14 protein-coding genes and 1 tRNA gene are annotated in these 15,205 nt (G+C 72.1%); 10 read left to right on the plus strand and 5 right to left on the minus strand.

Annotated features, from left to right (window positions below; translation table 11 throughout):
* From fdxH to selD, 7 genes are all read left to right on the plus strand, one after another.
* Positions 1-969, plus strand: a complete 969-nt coding sequence (gene fdxH, locus JG616_RS08515) for a formate dehydrogenase subunit beta (RefSeq protein ID WP_199392320.1) — start codon at positions 1-3, stop codon at positions 967-969.
* Positions 962-1,615: a formate dehydrogenase subunit gamma gene (locus JG616_RS08520; RefSeq protein ID WP_199392321.1), complete on the plus strand. Its 654-nt coding sequence runs from the start codon at positions 962-964 to the stop codon at positions 1,613-1,615. Before fdxH ends, JG616_RS08520 begins: the two co-directional genes overlap by 8 nt.
* A gap of 119 nt (positions 1,616-1,734) precedes the next feature.
* Positions 1,735-2,664 carry a formate dehydrogenase accessory protein FdhE gene (gene fdhE, locus JG616_RS08525; RefSeq protein ID WP_199361830.1) on the plus strand — a complete coding sequence of 310 codons (930 nt, stop codon included), beginning with the start codon at positions 1,735-1,737 and terminating at the stop codon, positions 2,662-2,664.
* 2 nt (positions 2,665-2,666) lie between these two features.
* Positions 2,667-4,094, plus strand: coding sequence for an L-seryl-tRNA(Sec) selenium transferase (gene selA, locus JG616_RS08530; RefSeq protein WP_343225001.1), 1,428 nt, complete (start codon positions 2,667-2,669; stop codon positions 4,092-4,094).
* On the plus strand, positions 4,091-6,031 hold the full coding sequence (gene selB, locus JG616_RS08535) for a selenocysteine-specific translation elongation factor (RefSeq protein ID WP_199392322.1): 1,941 nt from the start codon (positions 4,091-4,093) through the stop codon (positions 6,029-6,031). The genes selA and selB overlap by 4 nt, the downstream gene beginning before the upstream one ends.
* A 41-nt stretch (positions 6,032-6,072) precedes the next feature.
* Positions 6,073-6,168 (plus strand) — tRNA-Sec (locus JG616_RS08540).
* Between the two features lie 37 nt (positions 6,169-6,205).
* Positions 6,206-7,279, plus strand: a complete 1,074-nt coding sequence (selD, locus tag JG616_RS08545) for a selenide, water dikinase SelD (RefSeq protein WP_199361828.1) — start codon at positions 6,206-6,208, stop codon at positions 7,277-7,279.
* A 46-nt stretch (positions 7,280-7,325) separates the two neighbouring features.
* Here selD and JG616_RS08550 read toward each other — a convergent pair whose 3' ends face one another.
* Positions 7,326-7,760 carry a hypothetical protein gene (locus JG616_RS08550; RefSeq protein ID WP_199392323.1) on the minus strand — a complete coding sequence of 145 codons (435 nt, stop codon included), beginning with the start codon at positions 7,758-7,760 and terminating at the stop codon, positions 7,326-7,328.
* Positions 7,761-7,878: 118 nt separating this feature from the next.
* On the opposite strand from JG616_RS08550, the gene JG616_RS08555 reads away from it, so the two are divergent.
* Positions 7,879-8,217: a YkgJ family cysteine cluster protein gene (locus JG616_RS08555; protein ID WP_199361826.1), complete on the plus strand. Its 339-nt coding sequence runs from the start codon at positions 7,879-7,881 to the stop codon at positions 8,215-8,217.
* Between the two features lie 76 nt (positions 8,218-8,293).
* On the plus strand, positions 8,294-8,446 hold the full coding sequence (locus tag JG616_RS08560) for a hypothetical protein (protein ID WP_199361825.1): 153 nt from the start codon (positions 8,294-8,296) through the stop codon (positions 8,444-8,446).
* Between the two features lie 7 nt (positions 8,447-8,453).
* Here JG616_RS08560 and JG616_RS08565 read toward each other — a convergent pair whose 3' ends face one another.
* Entirely contained in the window at positions 8,454-9,338 is an 885-nt protein-coding gene (locus JG616_RS08565; RefSeq protein ID WP_343225010.1) for an acyltransferase, read from the minus strand.
* Positions 9,339-9,512: 174 nt separating this feature from the next.
* Here JG616_RS08565 and JG616_RS08570 point away from each other — a divergent pair, with 174 nt between their 5' ends.
* The gene (locus JG616_RS08570) at positions 9,513-11,105 is read left to right on the plus strand and encodes a M28 family metallopeptidase (protein WP_199361824.1); all 1,593 of its coding nucleotides are present in this window, start codon (positions 9,513-9,515) and stop codon (positions 11,103-11,105) included.
* Positions 11,106-11,155: 50 nt separating this feature from the next.
* On the opposite strand, the gene JG616_RS08575 is transcribed toward JG616_RS08570, so the two are convergent.
* The 3 genes from JG616_RS08575 to JG616_RS08585 form a co-directional block, all read right to left on the minus strand.
* Positions 11,156-13,657 carry a diguanylate cyclase gene (locus JG616_RS08575; protein WP_199361823.1) on the minus strand — a complete coding sequence of 834 codons (2,502 nt, stop codon included), beginning with the start codon at positions 13,655-13,657 and terminating at the stop codon, positions 11,156-11,158.
* Between the two features lie 39 nt (positions 13,658-13,696).
* On the minus strand, positions 13,697-13,909 hold the full coding sequence (locus JG616_RS08580; protein ID WP_199361822.1) for a hypothetical protein: 213 nt from the start codon (positions 13,907-13,909) through the stop codon (positions 13,697-13,699).
* 122 nt (positions 13,910-14,031) lie between these two features.
* Entirely contained in the window at positions 14,032-15,162 is a 1,131-nt protein-coding gene (locus JG616_RS08585; protein ID WP_199361821.1) for a serine hydrolase, read from the minus strand.
* Positions 15,163-15,205: the final 43 nt, after the last annotated feature.

The raw sequence follows: 15,205 nt of genomic DNA on the forward strand, positions 1-15,205 counted from the left end.
ATGGCACTGCAATCACTCGACATCAAGCGGCGCTCCGCGACCACCTGGGAGCCGCCCGGCGCGCGCGAGCCGCACGCCGGCGGCTCGGTCGCCAAGCTGATCGACACCTCCAAGTGCATCGGCTGCAAGGCCTGCCAGGTGGCGTGCATGGAGTGGAACGACCTGCGCGACGAGGTCGGCGAGAACATCGGCGCCTACGACAACCCCGCCGACCTCACGCCGCAGTCGTGGACGGTGATGCGCTTCGCCGAGCACGAGCGCGACGACGGCGGCCTCGAGTGGCTGATCCGCAAGGACGGCTGCATGCACTGCGAGGACCCGGGCTGCCTCAAGGCCTGCCCGGCGCCGGGTGCGATCATCCAGTACGCCAACGGCATCGTAGATTTCCACGAGGAGAACTGCATCGGCTGCGGCTACTGCATCACCGGCTGTCCGTTCGACGTCCCGCGCATCTCGAAGAAGGACAACAAGGCCTACAAGTGCACGCTGTGCTCGGACCGCGTGGCCGTGGGCCAGTCCCCGGCCTGCGCCAAGGTCTGCCCGACCGGCGCGATCGTGTTCGGCACCAAGGAGGCGATGACCGACCACGCCGCGGGGCGCATCGTCGACCTGAAGTCGCGCGGCTTCGACAACGCCGGCCTGTACGACCCGCAGGGCGTCGGCGGCACCCACGTGATGTACGTGCTGCACCACGCCGACAGGCCGGGGCTGTACAGCGGCCTGCCGGAGAATCCGACGATCAGCCCGATGGTGGCGCTGTGGAAGGGCGTGGCCAAGCCGATCGGCCTGGCGGCGATGGCGCTCACCGCCTTCGTCGGCTTCTTCCACTTCATCCGCACCGGGCGCCAGACGGTGAGCGAAGTGGACGAGCAGGAGGCTGCGACCTCGCTGGGCGACGGTCCGCCTGCGGGCGATTACCCGCCAGGCAGCCTGCAGCGCGCACGCGAGGAGGCACACCGCCATGACTGAGCGCATCCAGGGCGGGCATCCGCGCGAAGTCGTGCGCTACACCGCCAACGAGCGCACCAACCACTGGCTGGTGGCGATCGGCTTTGTGCTGGCCGGCCTGTCGGGGCTGGCGCTGTACCACCCGGCCATGGCCTGGCTCTACGCCCTGTTCGGGGGCGGGCCGTGGACGCGCGTGCTGCACCCGTTCTTCGGCGTCTTCATGTTCCTGGTGTTCATCGTCTTCGCCTGGCACATGCGCGGCTCGAACCGGGTCGACGCGCGCGACCGCCAGTGGCTGCGGCAGATCGACGACGTGGTCGCCGGGCGCGAGGAGCGCCTGCCGGAGGTGGGGCGCTACAACGCCGGGCAGAAGCTGCTGTTCTGGGGACTGGTGCTGTGCATGCTCGGGCTGCTGGTGACCGGCATCGCGATGTGGCAGCCGTGGTTCGCGCCGGCCTTCCCGATCGTCCTGGTCCGCATCGCCTCGGTGCTGCACGCGATCCTGGCCACGGTGATCATCTGCATGATCATCTTCCACGCCTACTCGGCGTTCTGGGTCAAGGGTTCGATGGGCGCCATGGTCCGCGGCCGGGTCAGCCGCGGCTGGGCCTGGAAACACCACCGCGCATGGCTGCGCGACGTCGACCGCGACGCCCACCGGGACTGAGCGCGGGCCGGCCGCGGTCTTTGCCCCGGCCGGCACCGATGCCCTAACCTGCCCCGACGTGGGCAGACCGGCGCGCCCCCGGCGCGCCGTCCTTTTTTTCACGCTCCGAAGGAGGCACCGTGCCGCGCATCCTGCCGCGAGGCGAGATCGAAAACCTCGACCACACCCGCATCCCGCGCCTGCGCATCCCCGAACGCGCCGGCGTGTTCTCCGATCGCGCCACGCGCCTGCGCCAGCTGGCAGCGTCGAGCACGGTCGGCGACTACCTGCTGCTGATGGCGCGCCTGGCGGATGCGCAGCAGCGCGCGCTGAAGGTGTTCATCGCCCCGGAGGTCGATGCCGGCGCGCTGGCCGAGGCCCGCAGGCACGACATGCCGCCGCTGCCGGCCACCAGCCTGGCGCGCGACCCGGCGTGGCGGGCCGTGCTCGCCGGACTGCTGGACGAAGTCGCGTCCGACCCCGGGACGCCGGCGCAGGCGGTCGAGGCCTGCACCGCGCTCGCGCGCGCGCTCGACGCGATGCCCGAGCGCGTCGAGCAGATCGCCGATGGCCTCCTGGCCGGGCGCGTCGAGGGTGCCGACGTGGCGCCCGCGCCCTTCGTCATGGCCGCCCTGCAGGTCTACTGGACCGCGATGGCCTCGGGGCTGCAGGAGGCGCAGCTGCCGGTCGGTGCCTTCGGCCTCTGCCCCACCTGCGGCACGCCGCCGGTGGCGAGCGTGGTGCGCATCGGCGGCGCGCATGACGGCTACCGCTACCTGTGCTGCCCGCTGTGCAGCTGCGAATGGCACCTGGAGCGGGTGAAGTGCTCGCACTGCGCCGGCACCCGGGACATCGCCTACCACTACATCGAAGGCGGCCGCGAAGGCGTCAAGGCCGAGACCTGCGATGGCTGCCGCAGCTACCGCAAGATCTTCTACCAGGACACCGATCCCTTCATGGAGCCGGTGGCCGATGACCTCGGCAGCCTGGCGCTCGACATGCTGATGGGCGACGAAGCCTATGCGCGCCGCAGCGGCAATCCGCTGCTGTGGCAGGACAGCGGGGACTGACCGTGACCGTGCCCGACGACGACGCAGCGGCGGGCGCGAGCGACATTCCCTCGCTCGACCGCCTGCTGAAGGATCCGGCGATCGCGGCCCTGGCCACCGCGCACGGACTGGCTGGCGTGACCTCGGCGCTGCGCGCACGACTGCAGGCGCTGCGCGACGAGGCGCGGGCGGGGACGCTCCGGCACGCCGCGCTGGCGCCCGCCACGCTCGCCGAAGATCTCGGCGCAACGCTGGAGCGCGCCGCGCGCCCGCGCCTGCGCGCGGTCTACAACCTCACCGGCACCGTGCTGCACACCAACCTCGGCCGCGCCGTGCTGCCGGACGTCGCCGTGCAGTCGGTGGTCCAGGCCCTGTCCTCGCCGATGGCGCTGGAGTACGACCTCGAGCGCGGCGCGCGCGGCGACCGCGACGACCTGGTCGAAGCCCTGCTGTGCGAACTCACCGGCGCCGAAGCCGCGACCGTGGTCAACAACAACGCCGCCGCAGTGCTGCTGATGCTCAATTCGCTGGCCAACCGCCGCGAAGTGGTGGTGTCGCGCGGCGAGCTGGTCGAGATCGGCGGCGCCTTCCGCGTGCCGGACATCATGTCGCGCGCCGGGGCGAAGCTGGTCGAGGTCGGGACCACCAACCGGACCCATCCCGGCGACTACGCCGGCGCCATCGGTCCGCGCACCGCGATGCTGATGAAGGTGCACTGCAGCAACTACGCGATCACCGGCTTCACCAGCAGCGTGGACACGCCCGCCCTTGCGGAGATCGCGCACGCACGTGGCCTGCCGGTTGGCGTGGACCTTGGGAGCGGCTCGCTGGTGGATCCGGCGCGCTGGGGCCTGCCGCACGAGCCGACCGTGCGCGAGACCCTCGCAGCCGGCGCCGACCTGGTGACCTTCAGCGGCGACAAGCTGCTCGGCGGCCCGCAGGCCGGCCTGATCGTGGGCCGCGCCGACCTGGTCGGCAAGATCCGCCGGAATCCGCTCAAGCGCGCGCTGCGCGTGGGCAAGCTCACCCTGGCCGCGCTGGAGCCGGTGCTGGCCCTGTACCGCGCGCCCGAACACCTGCCCGAGCGCCTGACCACCCTGCGCCTGCTGCTGCGTCGCCCCGCCGCCATGCACGCCCAGGCGCTGCGCCTGGTCGCGCCGTTGCAGGCCGCGCTGGGACCGGCGTGGATGGTCGGCGACGCGGCCATGGCGAGCCAGATCGGCAGCGGGGCGATGCCGGTCGAAGCGCTGCCCAGCCACGGCCTGGTGCTGCGCCCCGCGGCGGCTCGCGGACGCGGGCGCGCCCTCGCCGGCCTGGGCCAGTCGCTGCGCGGCCTGCCGCGCCCGGTGATCGGGCGCATCGCCGACGATGCGCTCTGGCTCGACCTGCGCTGCCTGGAGGAGCCCGACGAAGCCGCCTTCGCCGCGCAACTGGCGGCGCTGCGCGCGTGATCGTCGGCACCGCCGGGCATATCGACCACGGCAAGACCCGACTGGTGCGCGCCCTGACCGGGGTCGAGACCGACCGGCTGAAGGAGGAGCAGGCGCGCGGCATCTCGATCGAGCTCGGCTACGCCTATGCGCCCCTGCCGGACGGCGGGGTGCTCGGCTATGTCGACGTACCCGGCCACGAGAAGCTGGTGCACACCATGGCCGCCGGCGCCTGCGGCATCGACTTCGGCCTGCTGGTGGTGGCCGCCGACGACGGCGTGATGCCGCAGACCCGCGAACACCTGGCCATCCTCGGGCTGCTGGGCGTGGCGCGCGGCGCAGTCGCGATCAGCAAGGCGGACCGGGTCGATGCCGGGCGGGTCGACCAGGTGCGCGCCGATGTCGCCGCGCTGCTGCAGCACGGACCGCTGGCCGGTGCGCCCATGTTCGCCACCGACGCCACGGCGGATGGCGACCCGGGCGTCGCGGCGCTGCGTCGGCACCTGGAGCACGAGGCGCGCACCGCACCCGGGCGTGATGCCGGGGGACTGTTCCGCCTAGCCGTGGACCGCGTCTTCACCCTGCCCGGCCACGGCACGATGGTCACCGGGACGGTGTTCGGCGGCCGCACACAGGCGGGTGACGACGGCGCACGGCTGGTGCTCGCGCCGGCGGGCACGCCGGTGCGGGTGCGGTCCATCCATGCCCAGAACCAGCCGAGCCCCGAGGCGCGCGCCGGCCAGCGCTGCGCGCTGAACCTTGCCGGCACCGGGCGCGACGCGATCGAACGCGGCGACTGGATCGCCGACGCGCGCGCGTTCCGGCCCACGCGCAACCTCGATGTCGAACTGCAGCTGCTGGATGCCGCCGCTGCCACGCTGGGCAACTGGGCACCGGTCCACCTGCACCTGGGCACCGCACGCCGGCTGGCGCACGCGGTGCCGCTGGCGGACGCGGGCGTGGCCCCCGGGACGACGGGCCTCGTTCAGCTGGTGGTCGACGAGGCGCTGTGCGCTGCGCCCGGCGACCGGTTCATCCTCCGCGACGCCCAGGCCAGCCGCACCATCGGCGGCGGGCGCGTGCTCGATCCGGAGGCGCCGACGCGACGCCGGCGCTCGCCGCAGCGCCTGGCCTGGCTGGACGGGATCGCCGCGATGCTCGACGGCGGCGGCCTCGCGGCGCTGCTCCGCGATGCCGCGCACGGCATCGACGAGGCGGCCCTGGTGCGCCTGGCGAGCCGCCCGCCCGGACAGCTCGAGCTGCCCCCGGACGCGCGCTGGCTCAGGCCGCGCGGCGGCGCGCCGATCGCGATCGCCGATGGCCCGCGCCACGCGCTGCAGGCCCGCATCGAACAGGCGCTGGCCGACTTCCACCGCGACGCGCCCGACGAACCGGGGCCCGAAGCCACCCGCCTGCGGCGCATCGCCCTGCCCACGGCGTCCGCCGCACTCTGGGAGGCCGTCCTCGATGAGCTGGCGGCGGCCGGACGCATCCAGCGCAAGGGACCCTGGCTGCATCTGCCGGGGCATACGGTGGCGATGGATGCCGACGACGCCGCGCTGGCCCGGCGCCTGCTCGCAGCGCTGGATGCGGGCGGCTTTGACCCGCCGTGGGTGCGCGACCTCGCGCGCATCGAGGACGCGCCCGAAGAGCGCGTGCGCCGCCTGCTGCGCATGCTGGCCCTGCAGGGCGAGGCGCACCAGGTGGTGCGCGACCTGTTCTACCACCGCGAGCGGATGCAGGCGCTCGCCGCGCTTGCGGTCGGCCTGGCCTGCGACGACGGCGCGGTGGCGGCCGCCGGCTTCCGCGATGCCACCGGCCTGGGGCGCAAGCGCGCGATCCAGCTGCTGGAGCATTTCGACCGCACCGGCCTGACCCGTCGCGTCCGCGACAGCCACGTCGTGCGCGCGGACAGCGCCTGGCTGCAGGCGCTGGGCACCGCCGCGGATCCCCTGTGATAGCGTGACCCGGGCTCCGCGGGTCACGCGGACACCACGATGGAAGGCAAGCGCGCCCGGTGGCGTGGCCGGGCTTCAAACCCGGTTGGGGGCGTCAGCCGCTCCCAGGCAGGTTCGACTCCTGTTGCCTTCCGCCATCCCGCGCCGCGCGCGCGCGAACGACCCGAGTGCAGCATGTCCGCAGATACCCCTGCGCCCGCCGGCGCGACCAAAGCTCCGCGTCTCACCTCGCTGTCCCACGGCGGCGGCTGCGGCTGCAAGATCGCGCCCGGCGTGCTCGCCGACCTGCTGAAGCGCTCGGCGCCGGCACGTGCCTGGCCGCAGCTGATGGTCGGCAACGACACCGCCGACGACGCCGCGGTCTACCGCCTCAACGACCAGCAGGCGCTGATCGCCACCACCGACTTCTTCATGCCGATCGTCGACGATCCCTACGACTTCGGCCGCATCGCCGCCACCAACGCGCTGTCCGACGTCTACGCCATGGGCGGCACGCCGGTGATGGCGCTTGCGCTGGTGGGGATGCCGGTCAACGTGCTGCCGCACGCGGTGATCGCCGGGATCCTGCGCGGCGGCGAGGATGCCTGCGCCGCCGCGGGCATCCCGGTCGCCGGCGGCCACAGCATCGATTCGGTGGAGCCGATCTACGGCCTGGCCGCGATGGGCCTGGCCCATCCCGACCGCATCCGCCGCAACGTCGACGCGCGGCCCGGCGACCTGCTGGTGCTGGGCAAGCCGCTGGGCGTGGGGATCCAGTCCGCGGCGCTGAAGCGCGGCCGGCTCGACGCTGCCGGCTATCGCGCCATGATCGACGCCACCACCCGTCTCAACACCCCGGGCATCGCGCTGGCCGCGCTGGACGGCGTGCACGCGATGACCGACGTCACCGGCTTCGGCCTGCTCGGCCATGCGCTCGAACTTGCGCGCGGCGCGGGCCTCACCCTGCGCCTGCGCTACGACGACCTGCCCTGGCTGCCGGGCGTGCAGGCACTGGCCGCCGACGGCGTGGTCACCGGCGCGTCCGCCCGCAACTGGGCGGCCTGCGGCGAGCACGTGCAGCTCGGCGCGGACCTCGACACGGTCGCGCGCGACCTGCTCACCGATCCGCAGACTTCGGGCGGACTGCTCGTGTCATGCGCCCCGCAGGCGCTCGGCGAGGTGCTGGACATCTTCCACCGCGAGGGCTTCGCCGGGGCCTCGGTCATCGGCGAGACGCGGGCCGGGCCGGTGCGGGTCGAGGTCGGCTAGCGGGGAGCGGGCACCCGGGAGCAGCACGGGACCCGGGCACGCGCGGTCAGGCGATGGCGCGTCGGGACCCGCCGATGCGTCTGGCCAGCACGATCGCCAGCCACGCGGGCGGCAGGTAGGCCAGCAGCAGGTCGGCGGCGATAAACCACGCCGGGGCCGGGATCATGGCCGCGGCCACGATCCCGCCGGCCAGGAACAGCACGCCGATGGTCCAGGCGAACGCCGCCCTGTGGCTGCCGGCGACCAGGAAGGCGACGCAGGCGCCGGCCAGCGTCCCCAGCGCGTGCGCCAGGAACGGGACGAGGAAATGCCGGGGCTCGAACAGGTGGATGCCCGCCTTGAGCCCTTCGGCCGTGGTGGTGTCCACGCCCACCGGCGGCGGTGCCAGGGCCGGCCCGACCGCGATGATCGCCATGTTGACCACGCTGCCGACCACCAGCCCCGCGAGCACCGCCGCGACGTTGCGCATCCAGACCTTCATGGCCATTCCCCGGTTGCCTCCCCGCGGAAGGCCTGGACCGATTCTATCGGCAGCCCGCTCCATGGCGGCGGTTCACCCGCGCCGCGGTAGGGTGTACGGCCTATCACGCGCCGTGACGATGTCCCACATTCCCGCCCTCGAAGCTCCGCCCGCGCCCGCGGCCACCATCAGCTGCGCGAGCTGCGACGCCGTCTGCTGCCGCATGACCGTGGTGCTGCAGGCCGGCGATGACATCGCCGAGCACCTCACCGACTACACCGACGCCGGGCTGCACGTCATGGCGCGCGACGAGTTCGGCTGGTGCGTGGCGGTGGATCCGGCCGGCCGCGGCTGCTCGATCTACGACGCGCGCCCCGAGGTCTGCCGCCGGTTCCTCATGGCCGGGCCCTACTGCCGCGCCATCCGCGAGGACTACGCCGACCGGAACGCCCGCAACATACCGTTGCAGATGTTCTGACCCCGGCGCGGCCGGCGGCTGCTGCATCGGAGCCGCGTTTTCGTACACTGGGCGTCCTGTTCCCCTCCGGTGACCCATGGCAAAGCCCAACTACTCATTCGAAAAACGCCAGCGCGAGCTGGCCAAGAAGAAGAAGCAGGACGAGAAGGACGCCAGGAAGCGCGCCGAGCGCGAGGCCAAGGCGGCGACCGAGCCGCGGCCCGACACGCCGGAACACGCGCCGGACTGAGCGCCGGTCAGCGGCCCGACAGCTGCTCGAGCGTGGCGTCCTTGTCCTGCCAGAGCCCGTTGAGCCACTGCTGGAAGCGCGCGCGCGTCGCGCGGTCCTCCTGGTAGCGCCCGCCCATCTCCGCGGCATCGGGAATCGGGCGCTGGCGCACGACCACGTGCACCTCCGGGATGCGCCCGCCCATCAGGTCGACCATCGTCGGCCGGCCCGCGGGATAGACGATGGTGACGTCCAGCAGCGCATGCAGCGCATCGCCCATGGCGTCGATCACGAAGGCCACGCCGCCCGCCTTGGGCTTGAGCAGGTGGCGGTAGGGTGATGCCTGGCGCGCGTGCTTGCCGGGCGTGAAGCGCGTGCCTTCGACGAAGTTCATCACCGCCACCGGCATCTCGCGGAATTTCTCGCAGGCGCGGCGCGTGGCCTCCATGTCGCGCTGCCCCAGGCCCGGATCGCGGGCGATCTGCGCGCGGCTGTAGCGGCCCATGAAGGGGAAATCCAGCGCCCACCAGGCCAGGCCCAGCACCGGCACCCAGAACAGCTGCTGCTTGAGGAAGAAGCGCATCAGCGGGATGCGGCGGTTGAACACCTTCTGCAGCACCACGATGTCGACCCAGCTCTGGTGGTTGGCCAGCACCAGGTAGTGGCCGTCGTACATCAGCCCTTCGTCGCCCGACACGTGGAAGCGGGTGCCGGTCAGGGTGTCGATCATCCAGGTGTTGGCGGCGATCCAGCTTTCGGCGATGGCCGACAGCGCGCGGCCCAGCGCCCTGCGCACGCCCGCGAACGGCAGCAGCGCCTTGAACAGCGCCAGCAGCAGCAGCGGCGCGGCGTGCAGCACGGTGTGGATGGCGATCAGCGACAGGACCAGCGCGGCGCGCAGCAACGACATCATGGGCACGACGCAGGATCCGGAAACGATGTGGAAGCGTAGCAAACGCCGCGCGGCGTTGGCAGGCGGCCGCGTGCCGCAGGTGCCCGTGCGTGACTAAAGGCGGGTGATCGCGAGGTCCCGCACCGCTACAGTCCGGGGCTTGGCGCGCCACGTTCCGGCGCGGAAGGAATCAGGATGTTGAAGCGTTGCGCGGTGGCGGTGCTCCTCGGTGCCAGTGGCCTGGCGATGGCCAACGAGCCCGTCGACCTGGACATGGTCAGCCGGATCCGCCAGGAGGCTTTCCACAACTCGCAGGTCATGGCGACCTTCAGCCACCTCACCGAAACCATCGGCCCGCGCCTGACCAACTCGCCGCAGATGGCCGAAGCGAACGCCTGGACCCGCGGCAAGTTCAGCGAATGGGGCCTGGCCAACGTCCACGACGACGCGTTCGACGACTTCGGCCGCGGCTGGGAGTTCAGCGCCGCCAGCGTCGAGATGCTGGGCGAGCGCGTCCAGCCGCTGCATGCCCTGCCCAAGGCCTGGACGCCGGGCACCAACGGACCGGTCGAGGGCGAACTGGTGCGGGTGGACATCAAGAAGCTGTCCGACATCGACGCCCTGCGCGGCACGCTGGGCGGGAAGATCCTGCTGCTGGGCGAGGCGCGCGAGTACAAGCGCGGCACCGAGCCGGACTCGCACCGCCACGACGCCACTTCGCTGGAAGGCCTGCAGGAGTTCACCGTGCCCAGGTCGGCCGCCGCGGACCGCGCGAAGCGGGTCAAGGAATATGGCGAGCGCCAGGCGCTCACCCGCGCCGTCAACAGCTTCTTCGCCGAGGAAGGCGCGCTGGCCGCGATCAGCATCAGCAGCTGGGACAACGGCATCATCCGCGTGGCGGGCGGCGGGTCGCGCAAGGCCGGCGAGCCGATCGGAATCCCGGAGCTGGCGATGATCGCCGAGCACTTCAATCCGCTGGTTCGCGCGCTCGAGGCCAGCCAGCCGGTGCGCCTGCGCGTCAACGTGGACGCGCGCTTCACCGACGAGGCCAACCAGCCCGGCCACAACACCATCGCCGAGATCCCCGGCCGCGGGCGCAAGGCCAACGAGATCGTGATGATCGGCGCGCACCTGGATTCCTGGCACACCGGCACCGGCGCGGCGGACAACGCCGCCGGCGTGGCGGTGATGATGGAGGCCATGCGCATCCTCAAGGCCGTGGGCGCCCGTCCCGAGCGCACGATCCGCGTCGCGCTGTGGAGCGGCGAGGAACAGGGCCTGGTCGGTTCGCAGGACTACGTCGCCCGCCACTTCGCGGCCTACCCGGAGCCGGCCGACCCGGCGCAGAAGGCGCTGCCGGCGTCGCTGCGCGAGCCGACCGGCCCGCTGCAGAAGACGCGCGACTACGAGCGCTTCTCGGTCTACTTCAACATGGACAACGGCTCGGGCCGCTTCCGCGGCATCTACGCCCAGGAGAACCTGGCGGCGATGCCGGTCTTCAAGGCCTGGCTGGAGCCGTTCCATGACGTCGGCGCGACCACGGTCGCGACCCGCAACACCGGCAGCACCGACCACATCGCCTTCGACCGCGTCGGCCTGCCCGGCTTCCAGTTCATCCAGGACCGGCTGGACTACTTCACCAACGTCCACCACACCCACCTGGACACCTGGGACCACATCGAGCCCGAGGACCTGAAGCAGGCCGCGGCGATCGTCGCCTCGTTTGCGTACCACGCGGCGATGCGCGAAGAGCGCATGCCGCGCAAGCCGCTGCTCGATCCGAAGTAGGCCCGCAGCACTCGCCGACCGCTCGCCGACAGCCGTCGGCTGCGGCGCGGTCAGCCCGTCGCCTGCACCCTGCGCGGCACGCGCAGTGGCGGGATGACCAGGGTGGTGTATTCCTCGTAGTGCGCCGTCGGCAGGCCCGACAGCGGCAGGCGCTCGATGCGCGGCGCGTCGATGGGCAGCTGCGCCGCCTCGTACAGCACCACCTCGTGGTCGGCCGGATACCAGCGCAGCAGCTTGGCCACCAGGGCCTCGAGGCCTTCCGGCTCCGCATGCAGGCGGGTGCAGGACAGGTCGCCCGCCAGCGTCACCTGCCACAGCAGCACCAGCGCGGCGGTATCGGGCTCGCGCTCGTGGATGAGGAAATGCGTGGCTTCCAGCGACTGCACGCCGCGCAGCCCCGGATCGACGCCGAGATCGGCGTAGAGACAGGCCTCGGCCGAGATCCCGGGCTCCATCCGCGCCGGCAGGCCGAGTTCGCGGGTCTTGCGGACCACCGCATGCGGCACGTCGGCGAAGACGCCGGGATGGCCATAGAACACCGCGCAGACCTGCCGGCCGGCCTCGACCTCGGCCATGATCGCGGCGTCGATCTCGCGATAGGTCTCGCGCCGGTCCTTGCCCGGTGCGTAATGCATCCCGAGGTTCACCGCGTCCGGCCGGAAGCCCAGGATCATGCCCAGGGCGAAGGGATCGACCAGGCAGAACACCACCTCGGCCTCGCGGATCTCGGACAGCGTGCGCTCGCTCGCGTGGCGGCCGAACTGGATGCCGCTGCCCACCACCACCAGCGAGCCGCGCGGGCCCTCGTCCTGCAGCGCGCCTTCGCCCTGCGCGCGGACCACGCGGTCGCGGCCGCCGTGCTTGGCCCGGTAGAGCGCCTGGTCGGCGTTGTGGATGAGCTGCTCGAGGGTGCTGGTGCTGCCGTCGTACTGGCAGACGCCGGCGCTGAGGTTGAAGCTGAAGGTCTGTCCGAACACGGTGACCGGCCCGATCCGTTCGCGCAGCCGCTGCATCAGCGCGTCGGCGTCGGCGGCACTGCCCTCGAGCAGGATGGTGAACTCGTCGCCGCCGCTGCGTCCGGCGATGCCGTCGTTGCCGACCACCTCGCTGATCCAGCCGCCGAGGCAGCGCAGCGCCTCGTCGCCCGCGGCATGTCCATGGCGGTCGTTGACCTGCTTGAACAGGTCGATGTCGGCGATGATCGCGGTGAATGGACGGTTGCCCTGGCGCGCGCGCTTGAAGGCTTCGCTCCCGCGCATGCGCACCTGCTGGTAGTTGAACAGGCCGGTCAGTCCGTCGCGTTCGGACTGCCGGCGGTAGCGGCCCCGCTCGCGCGAGCTGTGGCGCAGCAGCAGCAGGAGCAGCAGCGCGGTCGCCATCAGGCCGAAGATGCCCAGGCCCAGCAGCCACTGCCGGCGCTGCGTGGCGGTGACCTGCAGCGCGGCCAGCTCCTTCTCGGCCTCGAGCAGCGCGATCTGCTGCTCCTTCAGCCGCGTGTCGAACTCGACCTGCAGGTAGGCCAGCCGGCGTTCGCGCGATTCACGCTCGGCGACCTCCTGGGCCGCCATCGCGCGCTGCAGGTGGGTGAGCGCACCGGCGTTGTCGCCGCGCTGCTCGGCCAGCCTGGCCAGCAGGCGCTCGGTCTCGGCCACCGCGAGTTCGGTCTTCTGCCCGCGGTAGTACTCCAGCGTGTCCAGCAGCAGGCTCTCCGCACGGCGCAGGTCGCGGTCGAGCGCGATGAGGTTGCCGGCCATCTCCAGCCGCGCGCTCCAGCTGCCGGCGGTGAACCCGGCGGCCTCGAACTCGGCAAGCGCCTGGCGCGACCACTCCAGCGCCTCTTCCGGCCGGCCCTGGGCGGCGACCATCTTGCCCACGCCGTACTTGGCGTTGGCGACGAAAACCAGGTCGCCGGCCGCCTGGCAGGCCTCGAGCTGCTGGCGCCTCCAGGCCTCGGCCTCGCTGAAGTTGCCCGCGTGGTCCTCGGCCATGGCCAGGTCGGCAATGGCCAGGCAGCGCGCACGCGCGTCCCCACCGGACTCGACCGCGTCCAGTCCCTGGCGCGCCAGGTCGCGCGCCTTGCCGATCTCGCCCACGAGGGTGTGCAGGTAGCTGGCCACGCCGAGCAGCGCGGGCGCGCTCTCCGGGGCGTCCGGCAGGTACTCCAGGCCCTCGCTCAGCCAGCCGAACGCCCGCGGCCAGTCCTCGACGTTGGCGGCGATGCTGATCGCGGTGGTATAGGCGCGCACGCGCTGCGCCGGGGAGATCTCCTGCTGCTGCAGCAGCCGGGCGAATCCCTCGAGCGCCGCGGGTTCCCTGCCGGCGAGCCCGAGGTTGCGCAGGCGCACGAACTCGACCCGCGCGCGCTGTTCCGGCGAGAGTTCGTCCAGACGCGTCGCCAGGTCGTCGACCTTGCGCTCGGATTCGCGCCAGTGCGCGGAAATCGACAGCTGCTCGATTTCCGCGACCTGCGCTTCCAGGGCATCGTTGGCGAACGCGCGCGGTCCCGCCAGCACCAGCAGCAGGATGGCGACAATGCGGACCAGCCGGCTCATGGACTGGCGGTCGTCAGCGGACGGCGGCGAGGACGGCGGCTAGTACGCCTTCACGATGTGGTTGGTCGCGAACTGTCCGTCGGTCAGCCCGGTAAGCTTCTTGATGGACGCGTAGTCCTTGGACAGCATCGCTTTCTGCTCCTCGTCGGTGAGGCCGGAGCGCCGCACCACCGAGTCAGGATCCTTCTCGTACTCCGCGGCGAGCGCGGCATCGCTCGCGAGCTTCCTCATCAGGTCGAGCAGCGTCAGCATCGTGGTGTCCCCTTAGATGTTCGAACGTCCATGGTCTGGCCGGGACCCCTTTCCCCCCCGGCTCCGCAGGATCGAACGACATTAGCACAGGCAGGCGGCCGTCCGGCAGCCGCCAGGCCGCTTCACGGGCTGCAGCCGACCGCCTCGATGATCGCTCCTGCCAGCGCGTGCAGCGCGTCGCGATGGCCGCTGCGCGCCGACGCGACGCCATCGTCCGACGTCATCGCCAGCACCAGGTCCAGCGACGGAACGACGTAGAGCATCTGCCCGCCATAGCCCCAGGCGTAGCGCACCGGCTCACCGGCGATATTGCGCAGGAACCAACCGTAACCGTAGCCGTCGCCGGTGAAGCGCGAGCGGGTCCGCGGCTGCCACGATGCATCGATCCACGCCTGCGACAGCAGGCGACGCCCGTCGCGCGACACGCCGCCGCTGCGGTAGAGCTCGCCGAAGGCCAGCAGGGAGCGCGTGTCCATCGCCATGTTGTTGCCGCCGAAGTGGATGCCCTGCGGGTCGCGGTCCCAGGACGCGATGACGAAGCCGGCCTGCGGGCCCAGCCATTCGCGCGCGAGCTCGCGGACCGGCCGCCCGCTGGCACGCGCCAGGATCGCCGACAGCAGGTGGGTCGATCCGGTCGAGTACAGCATCCCGCCGCCGGGCTCGTCGACGAAGGGGCGCGCGAGCGCATCGCGCACCCAGTTGTCGCTGCTCACCCAGCGGCCGTAATACGGTCCCGACGTGCGCTCCAGTCCGGCCTGCATCGACAGCAGGTGTCCGATGGTCACGCGTGCCAGCCGGGGGTCGGGATCCCGGGGGAGATCCGACTTGAGCAGCGGCGCGATGGGCTGGTCGACGCCGTCGAGCAGTCCCTTGTCGATCGCGATGCCGACCAGCGCGGACATCACCGTCTTCGACGCCGACTTGATGTTGGCCGGCGTGTCCGGACGCGCGCCGTCGTAGCCGCGCTCGGCAAGGACGACGCCGCTGCGGGCGACGACGACCGCGCGCAGCGACGCGATCGCATCGGCGTCCTCCAGCAGGGCTTCGACCGTCGTGGACAGGTCCCGGGCGTCGGGACCGGTGGAGCAGCGCCGCACCTCCAGCGCAGCGGCTGGCATCTGCGTCGACTGCGTCGCGTGCGTCCGCGGAGCCTGCGACAGCGCGCTCTCCGGCGTCCTGCCACACGCGAGCTGCGCAAACGCCGCCAGCACGACCATCGCGATCAGGCGCCTGGACCTGGCACGGCCGGCCATCGTGCGCGGAGCCCTGGGACGGGCGGACGTGATGCGGGTAGAG

It is taken from the genome of Luteimonas sp. MC1895, assembly GCF_016457215.1.
Taxonomy (GTDB): Bacteria; Pseudomonadota; Gammaproteobacteria; order Xanthomonadales; family Xanthomonadaceae; genus Luteimonas.

Bases quoted from the DNA above. Each gene is read 5' to 3' on its own strand.
- fdxH (WP_199392320.1), top strand. From the start codon at position 1: ATGGCACTGCAATCACTCGACATCAAGCGGCGCTCCGCGACCACCTGG.
- JG616_RS08520 (WP_199392321.1), top strand. From the start codon at position 962: ATGACTGAGCGCATCCAGGGCGGGCATCCGCGCGAAGTCGTGCGCTAC.
- selD (WP_199361828.1), top strand. From the start codon at position 6,206: ATGTCCGCAGATACCCCTGCGCCCGCCGGCGCGACCAAAGCTCCGCGT.
- JG616_RS08550 (WP_199392323.1), bottom strand. From the start codon at position 7,760: ATGAAGGTCTGGATGCGCAACGTCGCGGCGGTGCTCGCGGGGCTGGTG.
- JG616_RS08555 (WP_199361826.1), top strand. From the start codon at position 7,879: ATGTCCCACATTCCCGCCCTCGAAGCTCCGCCCGCGCCCGCGGCCACC.
- JG616_RS08560 (WP_199361825.1), top strand. From the start codon at position 8,294: ATGGCAAAGCCCAACTACTCATTCGAAAAACGCCAGCGCGAGCTGGCC.
- JG616_RS08565 (WP_343225010.1), bottom strand. From the start codon at position 9,338: ATGATGTCGTTGCTGCGCGCCGCGCTGGTCCTGTCGCTGATCGCCATC.
- JG616_RS08570 (WP_199361824.1), top strand. From the start codon at position 9,513: ATGTTGAAGCGTTGCGCGGTGGCGGTGCTCCTCGGTGCCAGTGGCCTG.
- JG616_RS08575 (WP_199361823.1), bottom strand. From the start codon at position 13,657: ATGAGCCGGCTGGTCCGCATTGTCGCCATCCTGCTGCTGGTGCTGGCG.
- JG616_RS08580 (WP_199361822.1), bottom strand. From the start codon at position 13,909: ATGCTGACGCTGCTCGACCTGATGAGGAAGCTCGCGAGCGATGCCGCG.
- JG616_RS08585 (WP_199361821.1), bottom strand. From the start codon at position 15,162: ATGGCCGGCCGTGCCAGGTCCAGGCGCCTGATCGCGATGGTCGTGCTG.